The sequence below is a fragment of the Enterococcus sp. DIV0574 genome (assembly GCF_051711125.1).
In the GTDB taxonomy this organism is placed as follows: domain Bacteria; phylum Bacillota; class Bacilli; order Lactobacillales; family Enterococcaceae; genus Enterococcus_D; species Enterococcus_D gallinarum.
In genome coordinates this window covers 132,689-151,273 of sequence record NZ_JBIOMA010000001.1, presented here as the reverse complement: position 1 = coordinate 151,273, position 18,585 = coordinate 132,689, and the positions used below count along the sequence as shown (strand labels likewise).

Genomic DNA, 18,585 nt, shown 5'->3' with positions numbered 1-18,585 from the left:
AAAGAAACGTGAAGTATCTTCCTACAGTAAAAATACTCGAAAGCACATAGAATAAGGCTTTACGAGCATTTAAGAAAATATAAAAAGATAATTAGAAATTTATACTTTGTTTATTATAAAAAAAACACAGTGAAGCAATCTTCACTGTGTTTTGAATCAAAAGCCGTTATTGTCAGAAACCTCTTTGTACCAGCGACCAGACTTTTTAATTGTGCGCTTGGCATCATGATTCAAGTCAACTGAGATGAAGCCATAACGATTTTTATATGCGTTCGTCCAAGACCAGTTATCCATACATGTCCACATATGATAGCCAACACAGTTGGTACCCTCTTGGATCGCTTGATGAACATACTTCAAGTGTTCTTTAACGAATTCGATTCGATAATCGTCCTCAATGATCCCTTCATCGTTGACAAAACGTTCTTCCCCTTCAACGCCCATGCCATTTTCAGAAATGTAGCATTTGATATTGCCATAATTCTCACGGGTATTGGTCAAGATATCATAAATCCCTTTTTCATAGATCTCCCATCCACGATAAGGGTTCATTTTTTTGTCAGGTTTATCATAATTATCAAAATAATCATCTGGTAATGGACCATTCGTGTGGTCGATCGGTGTTTCTTTTGCCATAATACGACGAGGCTGATAGTAATTGATGCCTAATAAGTCAATCGTGTTTTCTTGGATGATCACTAAATCTTCTGCTTCATGTTCCGGTATCATGTCTAATTCTTTGATGATCGTGACTAATTCTTCAGGAAATGTCCCTTTAACTGCTGGATCCAAAAAGGAACGGTTGAAGAAGGCATCGGCGATTTGGGCTGCTTTAACATCCTCCGGGTTTGCTTCATCTCTCGGATAGCTAGGTGTTAGATTCAAGATAATCCCTATCTCTCCACCCAATTCTAGCGCATGATATTCCTTGATTGCTTTCGCGCTCGCTAAGGTTTCATGGAAACCGGCTTGAACAGCATGCTTCATGTTGATTTCGTTTGGATAGTGGAACTGATAGAGATAGCCACCTTCTATCGGAACGATTGGTTCATTATGAGTGAACCATTTTTTGACTTTTGTACCAAACAATTCAAAACAAGTTTTGGCAAAAACGACGTAAGCCTCAACTGTCTCACGACTTAACCAACCGCCTTTTTCCTGCAAGGCCATCGGCATATCAAAATGATACAAGTTGACGAAAGGTTCAATCCCATTTGCAATCAATTCATCGAAATAATCATGATAAAAAGCCACAGCTTCTTGATTAACTTCGCCAGTTCCTGCTGGAATCAAGCGACTCCACTGGATCGATGTCCGAAATGTATTGTGTCCTGTTTCTTTCATCAGTTGAATATCTTCTTTATACCGCTTATAGACTTGGGATGTTTTTTCGGGGCCTACACGGTCAAAGAATTTTTCTGGTTCTTGCTCATACCAGTAATCCCAAATACTGGGTCCTTTTTTGTCTCCTGGAAAAGTTCCTTCTGTCTGAGGACCGCTGGCAGCAGAACCCCACCAGAATCCTTCTGGAAATTGATACGTCATCTTTTTTACACTCCCTATTCATGCTTGATACCGTAATCATAAAGGAAGCACTACCAAAAATCAATCTTTTTATTGGATAATGTATAGACATTTAAAATAAAACATGATACATTATGAATTGTAATCGATTGCAAAAAGTTGTTAGGAGTGATTTTTAATGAACGGTTTTATGGATAAAATATCTGAAAAAATCTTGCCGCTAGCCAATGCGTTAGGGCAAAACCGCTACCTCACTGTATTACGAGATGCGTTCATGCTTTCTTTTCCCATTACGATGTTTGGTTCAATCGTAGTGGTTATCAACAATCTGCCTTTTTTCAATGATGCAACGAAAGGCACTCTAAGTACCCTGTTCGGTAATGGACAAAATGCAACAATGAGCATCATGACAGTTTTTGTTACTTTTGGTATCGGCTATTATTTGTCTAAGTCTTATGATGTTGAAGGGATCTTTGGAGGCGCTGTATCTTTTGCAAGCTTTTTGATTCTAACACCATTTTTCATGACTACAGAATCAGGTGAAACTATTACTGGCGTGCTATCTCTTGATCGCTTAGGTGCCAAAGGTATGTTCATCGGAATGATCGCTGCCTTCTTAGCTGCTGAGATTTATTGTCGCGTCACAAAACGCGGTTGGCAAATCAAAATGCCTGATGGGGTGCCACCTGCAGTAACGAAGTCATTTGCTGCTTTGATTCCAGCGATCGTTACGCTAACCATCTTTTTGATGATCAATGCGATCATGACCGGCGTCTTCCATGCGAACCTTCATGATGTAATCTATGAATTGATTCAAAAACCGTTAACAGGTCTTGGCAGCAGCTTACCTGCTACACTATTGGCACTGTTCTTGGTTCAGTTCTTATGGTTCTTTGGTCTTCATGGGCAAATCATTGTCAACTCTGTCATGGATCCTATCTGGAACACATTGATGTTGGATAATTTAGAAGCCTATCAAAATGGCGAAGCATTACCCCATATCGTGACGAAACCATTCATGGAAACTTTCACGGTTGGTTTAGGGGGTTCTGGAATGACGCTAGCTGTTGTGATTTTGATGGCTTTTGTCCTAAAGAAAAAACAATACCGCGATGTTGGTCGTTTGGCTCTTGCTCCTGGTATCTTCAATGTAAATGAACCTGCTATTTTCGGAATGCCGATCGTACTGAATGCAACGATTTTGATTCCTTGGGTAGTAGCACCCCTAGTGGTGACAACTTTCAATTACCTTGTGATGGCAGCTGGTCTAGTTCCAGCACCAACTGGTGTGTCCGTACCTTGGACCGTGCCAGTGATCGCTAGCGGTGTGTTAGCAACCAACTCTTGGTTAGGTGGCTTGCTACAAGTCATTGATGTAGTACTTGTTGGTGTGATCTGGTATCCATTCTTGCGTATTTTGGATCGTCAACAAGAAGCTTCAATCAGTTAAAACAAAAAGACTGGCAGGTCAATCAACCTGTCAGTCTTTTATTTTAAAAAAAGGCTGCCGATTCGGATTGTCGAAATCGCTTTTTTCAGCTATACTCTTTGCGAGGTGAGGAGATGCCAAAATATCAAGAAATTGCCAATATTTTAAGAACAAGAATCAGAAATAAAACCTATCCTCCAGATAGTTTATTACCTAATCAAATAGATCTCGTTGAAGAGTTCCAAGTGAGCCGCATGACCATCAAAAAAGCGATCGGGATTCTCTCTATGGAAGGACTTGTCTATTCTCAGCGAGGAGCTGGAACTAAGATTTTGAATCATCCTTTCGTGGATCGAGATACGACAACATTAACGGAATATGTCGGCTTATCCACTGAAATGCGCAAAGCAAATCGGCCATTGACTAGTGAAGTTATTGATTTTCAAGTGGCTTTTCCGAACAAGGAGATCCAAGAAAAACTGATGCTGACAGAAGAACAACCCGTCTATAAGATCATTCGTCTGCGAATTTTAGAAGGCAAACCATTTATTCTGGAGCATACGTACATGCCGGTCCATTTAGTTCCTAATCTAAAACGTTCTCACTTGGAAACTTCTATCTATCAGTATGTAAAAGAAGAACTAGGCATTCAATTTGTCGGTGCTTATCGGACGATTTCTGCGGATAAAAGCTCGTTATATGATCAGAAATATCTGGCTTGCGATCCAACCGATCCAGTATTAGAAATTCAACAAATCGTTTACCAAAAAAATGGCTCACCGATCGAATACTCCCGCAGTCGCAACCGTTATGATACGCGGGTATATTCCTATTTAGACGTTCAACGATAATAAACAGCCAAAGCGGCGCAGTAAAACTAGACAAAAGAACAACCAAAATATAGAGAAAAGATTTTTCGGTTTTTGGGTGTATTAGTCTTGTTCACTGCTCGCTTTGACTGTTTTTATTTTTGATCCATTTCTTTACTTGCTCTCCTCTCGATGTTTATCAGATAGTAAGTAAACGATAAGGCGTATCTTTTAACGCAGCTGTCACCGTTTGATCTGAGGCATCGCCTGTGACGGTCGCAGTTTTCTTGTTCAAATCAACTGTAACTTCGGTAACACCGACTACTTGAGCAAGTGTTTCTCGTACCGTTTTTGCACAGCCTTCGCATTTCATGCCGTCGACTTGATATGTTTTTTTCATAATGATCCTTCTTTCTTCTCTATTTTGTTATTGGTTTCTTGCTGCTCGTTTACTGACTGGAGTGAACCGTTTTAAACGTAGCGCATTCAATAAGACGGAAACTGAACTAAAACTCATGGCTGCCCCTGCAATCATCGGATTCAAAAGCGGTCCGCCAAAAAGATGCAGTAATCCCATGGCAACAGGGATTCCCAAAACATTATAAGCAAATGCCCAGAAAAGATTTTCTTTGATATTCTTGATGGTTGCTCGACTCAATTCCACTGCAGTCGGCACATCCATCAAGTCACTACGCATCAACACGATATCTGCAGATTCAATGGCGACATCCGTTCCTGAGCCAATGGCGATACCGACGTCTGCTTTGGCTAAAGCTGGTGCATCATTGATTCCGTCACCTACCATGGCAACTTTTTGTCCAGTTTGCTGCAGTTCTGCCACTTTAGCCGCCTTATCTTCTGGCAACACATCACTAATGACTTCATCGATACCTACTTGATCAGCAATGGCTTGTGCTGTTCGCGAATTATCCCCTGTGATCATCGCCACTTTGATGCCCATTTGATGCAGACGTTCAATGGCTTGTGCGCTGCTTGTTTTCACCGTATCGGCCACAGCAATCAACCCAATCAATGCGCCGTCCATGGCAACATACATTGGTGTTTTCCCTTGTTTTGCTAAGCCTTCGGCAGATGCAATTACAGATGAGACATCTATTTGTTTTTGATCCATCAACTTTTTATTTCCTAACAGCACGTCTTTTCCATCCAATCTTCCCGTGATTCCATGACCAGGGACGGCTTGGAAATGACTAACTGAAGAAAATGTTAATTTCTGTTGTTTGGCAGCGGCTACGATAGCTTCTCCCAGTGGATGCTCCGATCCATCTTCTGCAGAAGCTGCTAGCTGCAAGACCATTTCTTTCGTATGTTCGCCATAAGGTAAAAGATCTGTCACAACTGGTTTCCCTTCTGTGATCGTCCCGGTTTTGTCAAAAACGATCGTTGTGATGTTGCGAGTCGTTTCTAATGCATCACCGCTTTTGATTAATACACCATTCTCGGCGCCTTTCCCAGTTCCCACCATGATTGCCGTTGGTGTTGCTAATCCTAAGGCACAGGGGCAGGCAATGACTAATACCGAAATAGTGATCGTCAGTGCAAAGATCCACGACTCTTGTCCGAAGAAAAACCATGCCAGTCCTGCTAGTAACGCTAAGCCAATCACGATCGGAACAAAAACACCCGAAACTTTGTCAGCTAATCGTGCAATTGGGGCTTTCGAACCTTGGGCATCTTCCACTAGCTGGATGATCTGTGCCAGAGTGGTATCCTTGCCAACTTTTGTCGCCTGATAGCGAAACGTACCCGTTTTATTGATACTCGCTCCAACAACTGAATCACCAGGTTGTTTCTCCACCGGAAGGCTCTCTCCAGTGATCATTGACTCATCCACTGCTGAATGTCCTACTATCAGTTGTCCGTCGACAGGAATTTTTTCACCGGGACGAACAATCACAATATCGCCAGCCACGACTTGCTCGACTGGCACTTCCATTTCTGAATCATTTTTTAAGATCCGAGCAGTTTTTGGTGCTAAATCCAATAATTTCTTGATAGCTTCAGAGGTCTTGCCTTTTGATACGGATTCAAGGTATTTGCCTAGTGTAATTAATGTGAGGATCACCGCAGCTGATTCATAGTATAAATGCATCGCGAAATGCGTCTCTCCTAAAAAAACCATGACCGTTCCATACAAACTATATAAAAAAGCCGCACTGGTTCCTAACGCCACCAGAGAGTCCATATTAGGATGCCCTTTGAACAACGCTTTGAAGCCATTGCTAAAAAAAGCACCGCCAAAGATCATGACAGGGAGCACAAGGATCAATTGTGTACTAACAAATGCTACAGGCTGTGTCATAGGGTTCAAAAAGGAAGGGAGCGGCAGACCGATCATTTCGCCCATTGCTAAATAAAATAATGGCACGGTAAAAATGGCAGACAACCAAAATCGTTGCCATAACTTTTGAATTGGGTCTTTCTTTGCCGATTGCGGCTCCGCAGTTTTTTCGCCAAAAGCTTGATATCCTGCTTTAGCTACTGCCTCTTCAATGGTAGCTGTATTAAGTTGCTGCTTGTCGTAACGAACTGTCAATTTTTCCGTGGCTAAATTGACAGTAGCCGCTTGAACACCTGCAAGTTTGTTCACGGCTTTTTCAACCGTCTGGGCACAAGAAGCACAGGTCATCCCTTCAATCTGGAATGTTGCTTGCTGCTGATTTCCTATAAGAGAGTAGCCGGCATCGGCTACTGTTTTTGCTAAGAGTTGTTCATCTACCTGAGTTTCATCGTAGCGAACGTGAAGTTTTTCCGTCGCCAAATTGACGGAGGCTTCTTCGATACCTGTGACTTTGCTGACGGCCTTCTCGACCGTCTGAGCACAAGAGGCACAGGTCATTCCTTCGATTGCATAGTTTCCTTCAGCCATTTTTATTCCTCCTTAATGAAATATCGTACTGGGTTCCTCAAATAAGCGAAAGAGGCTGCCTTTTGATTACAACTGTAATCTCTACTCTTCTACTTTACCTCCACCGTTTACATTTGTCAACGATTTTCATTCTACAAAAAAAGTACGCTTCTTTTTTAGAAACGTACTTTTTATTTTGCTATGAATTAACTATTTTGTCCATTGGTCTTGATCACTTCTTGATACCAATAGAAGCTGTCTTTTTTATAACGGGTCAAACTACCGTCTTGATTTTCGTCTTGATCGATATAAACGAAACCATAACGTTTTTGGTAGCCATTCAACCAGCTTAATAAATCAGTAAATGACCAAGTACAGTAACCTAGCACCTCTGCACCATCACTGATTGCTTCTTTGATTGCATGAACATGGCTTGACAGATAATCGATGCGGTATTGATCATGAATCTGATGATCGTCTGTCAACTTGTCATATTCGCCAAGTCCATTTTCAGTGATCATCACTGGGATCCGATAGCGGCTAGCGATACGGCGTAACGCCACTCGCAACCCTTGAGGATCAATTTCCCAATCCCAATTGGTACGATCAACAAATGGATTTTCGACTTTTTTGAACATACCAGGTGTTCCTGTTTCTTCTGAACTGCCTTTTTCTCCAGTTGTATTCATTTTACCAGCGCCTACCCCATCTAACGGATTTGCTGCGTTAGTGGCAGTTTGGTAATAATTAATCCCTAAGAAATCCGGTTTTGCCGAACGCAACAGTTCCATATCTCCTGGCTCAATCGTTGGCGCGATCCCCTGTTCTTTCAAGAAGTTCATTGCTGCGATCGGATATTCGCCCCATAGGTAGACATCCATCCAATAATGCGCCATCAAATCTTCCGCATTTTCTGCTGCCAAAATATTTTTGGGATCACTGTCGATCGGGTAGTTTGGCGTGTAAGCAAAACTAGGTCCGATTTTACCCGGAATCTCCATCTCATGAAATGTATTGATTACAGAAGCATTGGCTAAGTTGGCAATGTGATTCACTTCATACATCCGCTTTGGATCAGTGACACCTGGCGGATGAGCAGCCAATAAATAACCTAATGAGGTAAACACATTTTGTTCATTCAGACTGACCCAGTATTTGACTTTGCCGCGAAATGCTTCGAAAAGTGTCGCAGCATAATTTGTAAAGTCTTCAATGATTTGGCGAGATTCCCAACCACCGTAAGCTTCTTGCAACGCTTTAGGCAAGTCCCAATGATAGAGCGTAACCATTGGTTCAATTCCTGCTGCAAGCAATTCATCGATCAAAGCCAAATAGAAATCTAGCCCTGCTTGATTGACTTCTCCTCGGCCTTCTGGAAAAATCCGTGTCCAAGCGACAGAAAAGCGGTAGGTTTTCAACCCTTGTTCTTTCATCAATGCCACATCTTCTTTGAATCGATGGTAATGATCGACTGCGACATCCCCATTTGTTCCTTTAAATGTTTTTCCAGGAATGCGCACAAAATCATCCCATACTGATGCGCCTTTCCCATCTTCTTGCCAAGCCCCTTCGACTTGGTACGCTGCAGACGCAGAGCCCCATAAGAAATCTTTGGGGAAATCTTTTAATTGTTTATGAAACACACAGGTTCCCTTCTTTCTTTCGATAATTCAGAATGTTTCCTTTCTAAGTATACCGATAAAAAAGCGGTTTGTCATGGAAACGCTGCATAATTTTGTAACTGCTTGCTTGAAAAAGAAGCAGCTGCGACGAGAGGCCTGCAACAAACTGCCTATCCTAGTCATTGTGTAATTCTGAGATTCAATAAATCTTCGTTGCAACTAGATGCAATACCGATTGTTCTGCTACTATGCTTAGATCTCTAGTCCAGTTGTTAAGCTGCTACTTCATAGATCCTAGCTATTCGTCGTTTATTCATCAAACTGTGCTTGGTAAAGGGCTGCATACGCACCTGCTCTAGCTAATAATTCATCATGAGTCCCTTGTTCGACGATATTACCGTTTTGGACCACTAAAATCACATCTGCGTGACGGATAGTGGAGAGACGATGAGCGATCACAAAGGACGTTTTGCCTTTCATCAGCTCAGTCATTGCCGTTTGGATCAACCCCTCGGTCTGGGTATCGACATTTGATGTGGCTTCATCTAAAATCAAGAGATCCGCATCCAAAAGCATCGCACGAGCAATGGTCAAAAGCTGCTTTTGTCCTTGCGAAATCCCGCCACCATCTTCTGTGATCAGTGTGTCATACCCTTTTGGCAATTGTTGAATGAACTCATGGACATGGGCTGCTTTAGCCGCTGCCTCTACCTCAGCAAGAGTCGCGGATGCTTTACCGTAAGCCAGGTTTTCAAAGACAGTTCCAGTAAATAACCAAGTATCCTGCAGCACCATCGCATAGCTTTTGCGCAAGCTGCTGCGCGTCGCTTTTTTGATGTCCTGTCCATCTAAACGAATCACTCCTTGATCCGGATCATAAAAACGCATCAAGAGATTCACGATCGTGGTCTTACCTGCCCCGGTTGGACCAACGATAGCGACTAAACTGCCTGGGGCAACGTCCAGCGATAGGTCCTTAATGATCATGCGATCCTTTTGATACCCAAAGGAGACATGATCCAATTGGATACGCCCGGTTACTTCTGTAAACTCATAGGCATCAGGAACATCGGAGACTTCCGGTTCTTCATCCAACAAGCGAAAGATCCGTTCTGCTGCTGCCAATGCGGATTGCAAATCGCTAAAGATATTGGCCAGCTCATTGATCGGTCCAGAAAATTTACGAGAGTACAACACGAAGGAGGAGACGCTTCCTAAAGAGAGACGACCGAATAAAAATAGCAGTGCGCCAAAGACACTGATCAGTGACAACGAAACATTGTTGATAAAGTTGATGGACGGGCCCGTCATGCTACCATAATATTCTGCATTGTAATAAGAGGAAACTGCGGCCTGATTTTTTTCATCAAATCGTTCAATGATCGGTTCTTCTTGGTTATAGATCTTAATCGTTTGCTGACCCGAAAGAATTTCTTCTACAAATCCGTTCAATTCCCCTAGCTTTCGCGAACGACGCCGAAATAATGGCTGAAATTTCTTCATTAAATAACGAGTCAATAGAACCGAGGCAGGCACTGTCACTACAAAAATCAAAACGAGCACTGGAGAGATCAGCAACATCATAATAAACGAACCAATAATGGTGACTAAGCTACTCAGCACTTGGATGGCATCACTAGCTAATGATGTATTGATCGTATCGACATCATAACTGATTCGACTAATGATATCGCCTGTTTGGACACGATCAAAGTAGCCGATCGGCAATTCAGAAATTTTGTCGAAAATCGCTTTGCGCATGGACTGGACGACACGTTGACTCAGACGGATCATCAATAATGAGATCAGATAACTTAACACCGCTGAACAAAGATAAAAAACAATCATCCATCCGCAATAAAAGAATACCCGGTGAAAAATGACTTTTCCTAGTCCTGGCTGAATCGCATCGATGGCATAACCGGAAAGCAGTGGACCTACTAAGGAAAACAGATTGCTAGCCATCATTAAAACTGCTGATAATAGAAGAAGCCATTTCGTTTCATACAAATAGTGCCAGAGACGCTTCACAGTTTTTTTCGTCTCTTTTGGTTTTTCGGCGACTGTCTTGCTAGGCATTGATTTTCCCTCCTGTCTGTCCATGATAGATTTCCTGATAGATGGTATTCGTCGCCAGTAATGTGGCATGATCGCCGAATCCACTCATGCGGCCATTTTCCAACACAAGAATCTTATCTGCATGCTGGATCGAACTGATTCGTTGTGCAATCAAAATCGACGTTGTGTCCGCAAATTGTTGTTTAAGTACTTGGCGTAGTTTGGCGTCTGTCTGATAATCCAATGCACTGGCTGAATCATCCAAGACTAAAATTTGTGGTTCACCAGCTAATGCACGGGATAGGAGGACTCGTTGCTTTTGACCACCGCTTAGATTGCTTCCTTTCGCATGAAGTTCATAGGCCAGTTGTTGTGGCAATTGCTGGATAAATTCCTTTGCTTGTGCCCTAGCGGCAGCTTCTTCGATTTGTTCTTTTGAAAAGCGGCGCCCAAAATCAATATTTTCTTCGATCGTATCAGCAAAAAGGATGTCTTTTTGCAAAACAATGCCAAAATATTGGTGCAGCTCTTCGGGATCCAGTGAGCGGATATCACGGCCATTGATGCGGATCTGTCCATTGGTCGGATCGTATAAACGCAGCAGTAAGCGTACAATCGTTGATTTACCACTGCCGGTAGCTCCGATGATTCCTAACGTCTGTCCCTTGACTAGAGAAAAATCGATTTCCTTCAGAACGGACGTACCATCAGGATAAGTAAAAGAAACGTGGTCAAATACAATGTGTGCTTCTTCGTCTCTTGCCGGAAGGGGAACGACCTTCATATCCTGCGGCAGGCGCAGTACAGCTTGAATACGGTCTGCGGAAGCCAAACCTTTTGAGACGATCACGAAAATTCGCGTGATGCTTAACATCGCATTGAGAATAATCGTAAAGTAGGTGAGAAAAGCAATAATCACCCCTGGCTGCGTCAACCCGGCATTCACCCGATAAGCACTCACTAAAATCACCAATGTCAATCCCGCATTCAGAAAAAAATCCATTAAAGGTGGTGTGGCAGCCATCGTCCGGTTCGCCCTTGTTTCTGCCGCAACGACTGACTGATTGACTCGCTGAAATCGTTGTTTTTCATAGTCTGCTTTCGATAATGCTTTGATCACACGAGCACCCGTCACATTTTCCCGGACGGTGCGAACTAGCGTGTCTACTCGCTTTTGCAATTGGGCAAACAAAGGAATCCCTCGCTTAGAAATAATAACGGCGGCAACTAATGTGAATGGTAAAACTCCAACTAATACGAGTGTCAGCACCGGATCTAAGGTTGCTGTGATCAACACTCCTCCTAATAAGAGGATCGGCGCCCGAATGCCAAGTCGTTGGATCATGCCTACTGTTTGATGAATATTGTAAGTATCCGTAGTCAACCGCGAAACCAGCGAAGGGATACCGACTTGTTCGATCTGCGGAATCGATAAATAGGCCACTTTGGCAAAAAGATCATGACGTATGTTGCCAGTAGCGTCTCTGGCAACACTGGAAGCCATCCGATTGGCAAGAATATTTGTTACAACAGCAATCACAGAACACAGCAGCATCACACCACCCCACAAGAAAATGGCGGAAACATTTTTTGTAGGAATGATTGCATCAATGATATAGGCTAAGATCCATGGCAACAGCAGATCCATCAAAGACCCAAAAAACTTGATACTGACCCCGAGAGACATACGCCCAATATACGGGTGCAAATATTTTTTTAGTAACTTCACTGAACCTCATCTTCTTTCTTTAAAGCACGCTGTGAGTTTTCTTTTACTAGTTGTAGATCTGCCAGCAATTTTTGCTGTTCTGCTTCAGAAAACCCTTCTAAGACTTGCTCGTTCCACTGTTTCAACAATTTTTGGAGGATAGGTTGCATCGCCAACGCTTTATCGGTTGGATAAACGAGCAGTCGCCGCCCATCCAAACTGCTCGTTTGCCGACGAACATACCCTTTTTCTTCTAAGACTGCTAACTGGCGAGCAACATTGCTTTTATTGACAAAAATCAACTGACCTAAAGCTTCTTGACTGATCCCAGGGTTACGACAGACATTTAAAATGTACGTATGATGCATGGGACCTAACCCATATTTTTTTAGTTCCCTTTCCCGGTACAATGCGGCTAAACGGGCAATGTGGTTGATTGAACGAATGATTGACTCCATAATTTTTCTCCTTTACATGCAGTAAGGTAAATACAGTAGGTTCAGTATAAAGATAATTAGTTGCGCACGCAACTAATTTTTCAAAAATTTTTTACTTAAAAAATCTTAAGCGAAAAAGAAGCAGCTAAAGTGTTGCACACCACAGCTGCTTCTTTTTCGTTTAAGTCCGTTAATCATTCATTGCTGTCTACAAAAAAGCCGCCGACAACCGTTCTCTTGATCATTTTTGGCGTCTAACTGCAGCAAACAGCTGCCGTTTTTTCCAAAGAAAACCGAGAGCCAATAAGACCCATGCAGCCATTGTCAACCACAGTCCCCAGTCAAAATACCACGGCGCATCATAATCCACGATCAGCTCGTTGAGCCCTGTCTGTTGCTTAACAGTCACTGCCCCTATCGTACTCACTTTGATGTCAGAACGCTTCAATGGCTGTCCGTTAAGCTGTAAGGTCGTTCGTTGGTAATTGATGACCGGCAACGCCTTCCAGCTAGAATCTTCTCCTTGCCAGCGCAAAATCAACTGTCCATTAACAACCGCTTTTTGCACTGTCGTATTCTGCTTGATGATTTGTTCCCCGTAAGCATCGTATTTATTTTCCTTTGTGTCACGATAGATGGGAACATAATCGGGGGTTGACCGTTGGAACAGCACCAGTGCCTTCGCTTTGTCTGGACTGAAATAAGCCTCTTTCAGCGTCTGCTGATCAGAAACAAACAGATAGGAGTGGTTTCTGATTTTCACCGCGGAATCGCTGGATTGCCACTCACTCATCTTAGTACTGGTTTGAAACATAATCTGGCCCACACTGACAACTAAAAGCAAAATCAGCCAAATCGGCCGATTCAGACGGCTATCCGCTAAATAGGGCCGCAAAAGACACAATCCTGCAAGAATCAGCACTGTCGCAGGGACAAAAAAGCGAAACGGAAATTGAATCAGTTCAATCAATGGATTTTCGAGACTAGATAACCATTGCCATGGCAAATAGTTAGACGATAACAGGAAAAAAATGCCGGCAACGACAGTCAACAGCTTCAATCCATTGGGGATCTCTTGCCATTTTTTTAAAGCTCCGGCAAAAAATAGCCCACAGACCAATGGGAAAAGGTAGGGCGATGTCCACCAGTAACTGCTGGTACCCGTAATCGTATTTCGCTCCATGTGGTGATTGACGAATGGTGGCAGTAACTGATTGCTTTGATAAAGATCAAGCATTGCCAGCCAAATATTGGCAGTCAACAGCAGAAAAATTCCAATGGCGGCGAATAAATGAAGCAAGAGCCGCTTTTTACCTTGGCTTTTCAAAAAAGTGCGCAAAAAGAAAGGGATATAGATCAAAACCAATAAAATACTCGAAAAAACATGGATTTGAAACAGCGCAGCTACTGACACGCCCACAGCAAACGGACGGATCCGTTGAAAGCGCGTCATATCAATCAATGGAATGAAACAAAAAGGCAATATTGCTGCTCCCCAAGCCGAAAACCCTTGTCGTTCGACCCAATATTGGATCGAATACGTGGTCATAAAAAGGATGCCCATGCCTAGAGATAACCAGCCCGAAACTTTCAATTTTCGCAGTAACGTGTACATTGATGTTCCTGCCAAAAGGTACAGCAATCCATTTGATAAGAGTTGGTATTGGAACCAAGAACGACTGATCAAAACTAATAATCCTTGAAAATAGGCAAAAAATGGTCCATACAATGCATTGACGATCCGACCAGATTGCTGAAAACCATAAATGGAAAGAAAGTATTGATAGTTTCCTTCTTTGATTTGCTGGCTCGTCTCATAAAAACGATTAAAATGAAAGACGGCGTCCGAACCTAAAATCAAGCCACGACCGAACAATTGCGGCAACAATAGCAGCATACTTACACAGAAAATAACGAGCAATTGCAGAACTGTCGGCTTGAATAAAACTGTTTTTTTCACTAAATGACCTCCTTGCAAAACAGTTCTTATTTTTTAGAATAACAGAATTGTCGGATAAGGTAAAAAATAAGCCTTTTTGAAAAGGGTATCATTGTAAAAATTTAATGAAGCGTCCCCTTAATGAAGTGTCCTTAATGAAAGCTAAATTCAGCTTCAAAAAAACTACACCTCCTATAACTTTTTTATAAAGTACAATTACGAAGTGTATCAACGCAGTAAAAAGCCCTAGAAGGGCTCACCACTCGCTAGCCCCTTAAAAGGGGCTTTTAAAATGACCACCACCGCTCACAGCCCTATCTCTTTTTAACTATTTAAATGGATCTACATACTCTTGTTTACTTATACTATCCCTTATTCTATCATCTGCTTCTTGTTCTCTAATATATTTCTCAATTGTTTTTTGATTTAACCCAACCGTACTTACGTAGTATCCTTTGGACCAAAAGCTTTTATTCCCATACTTATATTTCAAATTCGCATGTTTTTCATGGATTAAGGTTGCACTTCGTCCTTTTAAGTAGCCCATAAAACTAGAAATACTAATCTTTGGCGGTATTCTTATTAACAGTTGAATGTGGTCAGGCATTGCATGAGCTTCAATGATTTCAACGTCTTTCATCTCACACAATTTTCTTAATATCTGGCCAATACTTACTCTTAATTTTCCATAAATCACTTTTCTTCGATACTTCGGAGTGAAGACGATGTGAACCTTACAATTCCATCTCGTATGTGCTAAACTTTTATCGTCGTTAGACATAAAAAAATCCTTTCGATCTGATATGCGGTTGGTAGCCACTATTAGTATATCGAAAGGATTTTTTTATCGCTAAAGCTATTTCGTCCACGCGTAGAAACGCGCGGTTTTTTTGTTTCGTACGCTACGCGAACGAAACTGACTAAAGTCAAGAATAAAATAATGTATTATCTATTTTAGATATTAATGGATATATTTTTTTGTAAAACCTTTCAAACATAATATAAGCATTCTTAAATAAAAAAGCATTTCATTCCAAATGATTTGCTTTTTTGCTACCATCATGTTTAATTTTTTCTAGAATCACTTCGAAAGTTTCAAAGGTATCTATATCAAGCTGGCATAACCAAAGAAAGTATTTCTTTTCCTTATAAGTCCAATCGATCGCAGGGTAGGAGGTCAACAAATCATTGTATCTCGCTCTTTGCTCACTTGAAGCTAGTTGCCAGCGTTTCTCAAATATCTTTTTTTCTTTCCATTTGTAGTCCTCCAACAAAGAGTGCTACCCAAAACTTCATCAATGGGAGCGCAAAGTCTAATTATGCAAATCTAATAATACTATAGCAAACCGTTTAGAAAATTTCCAGAAGAGGAAAATCTATACGAATTTATATATTTTAATCTTTGCCAGTAACCAAATATCCACTTTTTATAGTTTACATAAATAAACATCTATTTTTAAAAATATTGATGTACCAGCTACAAAAACAATTAAATTTGTATAATATATCTTATGTAAACTAAAAAGATTCTTATATATAATTATATCTAAAAAAAATTAAGATAAAAACCGAAAGCTTGTTTGTTGAGTAGGTAACTTTCTTACTTTCGATTTTTATCATTACAGATAAATAACTTAGCTAATACAGATTAGATTCAACGTTTTTATTCAAAATTAGGACAATTTTCAAGGCAATATCTTAAAAAAACATCTAAGTTACTTTTATTAGTTTTTTCAAATGCATCTTTTAAAGCAATTATAGTATCTAAATCTTGTTCGCCTTTTTGAACCGGAAATACTTTATTGTACTTTTTTTTATCTTTGCTATTTTTGGCTGCTGTGTATCCTATACTATTTAAAGCTTCTTCTAAATCTTTATTATTCAATATTGGAATTATATAATCATACAACCAGTGCTTTTTGAACATAGATTTATTGCAATAATTTTCAACATTTTGCTGGGGTGTATTATCAACATCTACTATTATAAAAACTTTAAAATTAAGTAAATTGTTCTGTTCGTCTGTTTGGATTTGGCCATATTCTTTTAGAAAGTTTCTTCTCGTTTTAAAATTCGCTCCATTCAAAATATCCATTATTGAAGATATTTCGATTGATCTTTCTCCACCATTCTTTTGATAGATCTCTATTGGCATTCTTAATTTAGAACGTATGTGTTTTACTATACTGTATTCACTTTTACCGTGAACAATTACAACAGCTTTTTTAAATCCGTTATTTGTTATCCTCATATATTAATCCTCTTCAGACTGATCGATAATGGGATCAAAAATATCTATAAAATCAATGTCCAATGGATCTGGTATAGCATTGAATGTTCCTTTTAAATACATACGTTGCATATTATTATTCTTTAAGACTTTGGTGTCATAATCATTTCCTGATAATACTAATTTGTTTCCCATTATATCCAAGTTAATGAAATATGCCGATGATGGTGGAAGCTCTTGAAGTAAAAACGTATCATGTGTGGTAAATATTAATTGCCCAGATAAACTCTCAGACACATTTCTAATAATATTATTCATGAGAATATCGTGAATTCCTTGATCAATTTCATCAACTATCACTATATTACCATTAACAGCGGAGAAAAATACTTGCAACAATTCTAAAAGGTTTTTAGTGCCATTTGATTCTAAAAAGAATGGTATTTCAATTGCTTCTCCACTAATATTTTTGACTACGTATAATTGATAATCAACTTTTGACTCATTTTCTTTGACTTTATACTTAATATCTTTTATATCGGCATAAAGAGAAGAGAAGTACGAAAAGATAACCTCTTCACATTTCTCTAGCTTAAATAAATCTTCGCGGTCTATAGTTCCGCTTTCTAAGTCAGATAAAAAAGTTTTATGCTGAATAAAAGGTCCTTTGACTTCATCTGTCCATATTATGATTTTTCCGAACTCATCAAGGACAGACAGAAAATTTTCAGAAACATTATCAAGCACGTAACTTTCATTTATATGATTTTGGAATTGCTTAAAAATAGATAAAAAAGTATGCTTACCCCATAATTTTAAAATACTATCTTTTAACTCATTTCTTAAAGAAGATGTTTTAAATATCATCTTATTTAGATTGATTTCCAATTCGATTTCTTCTCTATTATTTTCGATAGAGAAAAGCTTTCCTCTATTCTTGTTGACAAGATAATATAGTGACTCAGATTTTAGTTTGCAATTATTATCATATGATATTTCATAACTACCTTTTATACCATCTATAGAAAAATTGTATATTAAGGTTGTATCCTCTTTTGAATTAATTCTGGGTGTATTTTCAAGCAAACGTCCAATATCTCTAAATTTCATTGCAATATATATTTCTTTAATTCCCTCAAGTTTTGAAATACTATCAGCATCTGGCAATTTTTCAGCTACACTACTTTGAAAATTTGTAAAAGTCTCTGAAAAAAAAGTAGTTAACATAGAAAACTTTAAAATTCTGAATGCATCAACTATATTTGTTTTACCACTTCCATTTTCACCATATATCGCGACTAGATGTTTGGCTGACTTATTGTTTTTATTCTCAAAATCAATTAAACCGTTTGAAAAAGATTTAAAATTACTCATTTCTAAACTACTAAACATAATATAGCCTCCTAATGTACAAATTGTACATCTGAATAGTATAAATATCAACTTTAATAAGTTTTTTTTTAGAAATAAATTTTTTTAAAAAATATTTCTTGAATATCACATATATTAAGTAATAAATGTCTTTCAAAAATAACTTACTTAAAATGTATCAGCTCGTATTTATCCTGGAAAAGTAAGTAAACATATTTCTAACAGGGGCTCCTGTACGTCGTTTAAAATCATTTCAAAACCTCTTTTTAAGCTAACGACAGTCAGGAATCCACAGCCACATTATTACTTAATAATCTCTTCTGTTTGCAATAACGTTGTATTCAACCCTTCAAATTTCCCCCACACTATACACCAGTTCCACACTGTTTTTCTTCAATAAATACACAGACTTTTTGCGAGATAAGTGGTACTTATCAGGAAATTTAGAACGATTTTTTACCGTTCATTTTCTCACCTCTCGAATTTTTCCTTCTATTATATAGGGCGTTATTCTGTCATAGATCCAAACTCTTTACCGCGGTATCTTTGTCTTCCTGGGTGATCCCGAAAAACCGCCTTCTCATAGGCG

General features: G+C 39.8%; 14 protein-coding genes and 1 pseudogene. 2 read left to right on the top strand and 13 right to left on the bottom strand.

Features of this window, described 5'->3' with window-relative positions; all coding sequences use genetic code 11:
* Positions 1 to 156 precede the first annotated feature (156 nt).
* On the bottom strand, positions 157 to 1,545 hold the full coding sequence (locus tag IGJ45_RS00730; protein WP_103300654.1) for a glycoside hydrolase family 1 protein: 1,389 nt from the start codon (positions 1,543 to 1,545) through the stop codon (positions 157 to 159).
* Positions 1,546 to 1,702: 157 nt separating this feature from the next.
* Here IGJ45_RS00730 and celB point away from each other — a divergent pair, with 157 nt between their 5' ends.
* Positions 1,703 to 2,974 (top strand): PTS cellobiose transporter subunit IIC, encoded by a 1,272-nt coding sequence (gene celB / locus IGJ45_RS00725; protein ID WP_103300655.1) that lies wholly within the window; start codon positions 1,703 to 1,705, stop codon positions 2,972 to 2,974.
* A gap of 113 nt (positions 2,975 to 3,087) precedes the next feature.
* Positions 3,088 to 3,804, top strand: a complete 717-nt coding sequence (locus IGJ45_RS00720) for a GntR family transcriptional regulator (protein ID WP_060813648.1) — start codon at positions 3,088 to 3,090, stop codon at positions 3,802 to 3,804.
* A gap of 157 nt (positions 3,805 to 3,961) precedes the next feature.
* Here IGJ45_RS00720 and IGJ45_RS00715 read toward each other — a convergent pair whose 3' ends face one another.
* From IGJ45_RS00715 to IGJ45_RS00660, 12 genes and pseudogenes are all read right to left on the bottom strand, one after another.
* Positions 3,962 to 4,162, bottom strand: coding sequence for a heavy-metal-associated domain-containing protein (locus IGJ45_RS00715; RefSeq protein WP_103300656.1), 201 nt, complete (start codon positions 4,160 to 4,162; stop codon positions 3,962 to 3,964).
* Between the two features lie 27 nt (positions 4,163 to 4,189).
* Positions 4,190 to 6,652, bottom strand: coding sequence for a heavy metal translocating P-type ATPase (locus IGJ45_RS00710; RefSeq protein WP_349703959.1), 2,463 nt, complete (start codon positions 6,650 to 6,652; stop codon positions 4,190 to 4,192).
* A 185-nt stretch (positions 6,653 to 6,837) separates the two neighbouring features.
* Positions 6,838 to 8,274, bottom strand: coding sequence for a glycoside hydrolase family 1 protein (locus tag IGJ45_RS00705; RefSeq protein ID WP_409531389.1), 1,437 nt, complete (start codon positions 8,272 to 8,274; stop codon positions 6,838 to 6,840).
* A gap of 288 nt (positions 8,275 to 8,562) precedes the next feature.
* Positions 8,563 to 10,332, bottom strand: coding sequence for an ABC transporter ATP-binding protein (locus IGJ45_RS00700; protein ID WP_287036358.1), 1,770 nt, complete (start codon positions 10,330 to 10,332; stop codon positions 8,563 to 8,565).
* Entirely contained in the window at positions 10,325 to 12,040 is a 1,716-nt protein-coding gene (locus IGJ45_RS00695; RefSeq protein WP_308052673.1) for an ABC transporter ATP-binding protein, read from the bottom strand. The genes IGJ45_RS00700 and IGJ45_RS00695 overlap by 8 nt, the downstream gene beginning before the upstream one ends.
* Positions 12,037 to 12,477 (bottom strand): MarR family winged helix-turn-helix transcriptional regulator, encoded by a 441-nt coding sequence (locus IGJ45_RS00690; protein ID WP_311828343.1) that lies wholly within the window; start codon positions 12,475 to 12,477, stop codon positions 12,037 to 12,039. The genes IGJ45_RS00695 and IGJ45_RS00690 overlap by 4 nt, the downstream gene beginning before the upstream one ends.
* A gap of 220 nt (positions 12,478 to 12,697) precedes the next feature.
* A complete protein-coding gene (locus IGJ45_RS00685) occupies positions 12,698 to 14,416 on the bottom strand; it encodes a hypothetical protein (protein WP_171917798.1) in 1,719 nt (572 codons plus the stop codon).
* A gap of 307 nt (positions 14,417 to 14,723) precedes the next feature.
* Positions 14,724 to 15,176, bottom strand: a complete 453-nt coding sequence (tnpA, locus tag IGJ45_RS00680; RefSeq protein WP_103300663.1) for an IS200/IS605 family transposase — start codon at positions 15,174 to 15,176, stop codon at positions 14,724 to 14,726.
* Positions 15,177 to 15,423: 247 nt separating this feature from the next.
* Positions 15,424 to 15,666 carry a hypothetical protein gene (locus tag IGJ45_RS00675; protein WP_311828344.1) on the bottom strand — a complete coding sequence of 81 codons (243 nt, stop codon included), beginning with the start codon at positions 15,664 to 15,666 and terminating at the stop codon, positions 15,424 to 15,426.
* A 392-nt stretch (positions 15,667 to 16,058) separates the two neighbouring features.
* Positions 16,059 to 16,646, bottom strand: a complete 588-nt coding sequence (locus tag IGJ45_RS00670; protein ID WP_311828345.1) for a hypothetical protein — start codon at positions 16,644 to 16,646, stop codon at positions 16,059 to 16,061.
* 3 nt (positions 16,647 to 16,649) lie between these two features.
* Entirely contained in the window at positions 16,650 to 18,017 is a 1,368-nt protein-coding gene (locus IGJ45_RS00665) for an AAA family ATPase (protein WP_311828346.1), read from the bottom strand.
* Between the two features lie 195 nt (positions 18,018 to 18,212).
* Positions 18,213 to 18,402, bottom strand: a pseudogene (locus IGJ45_RS00660) (hypothetical protein); the annotation flags it as partial.
* Positions 18,403 to 18,585 lie beyond the last annotated feature (183 nt).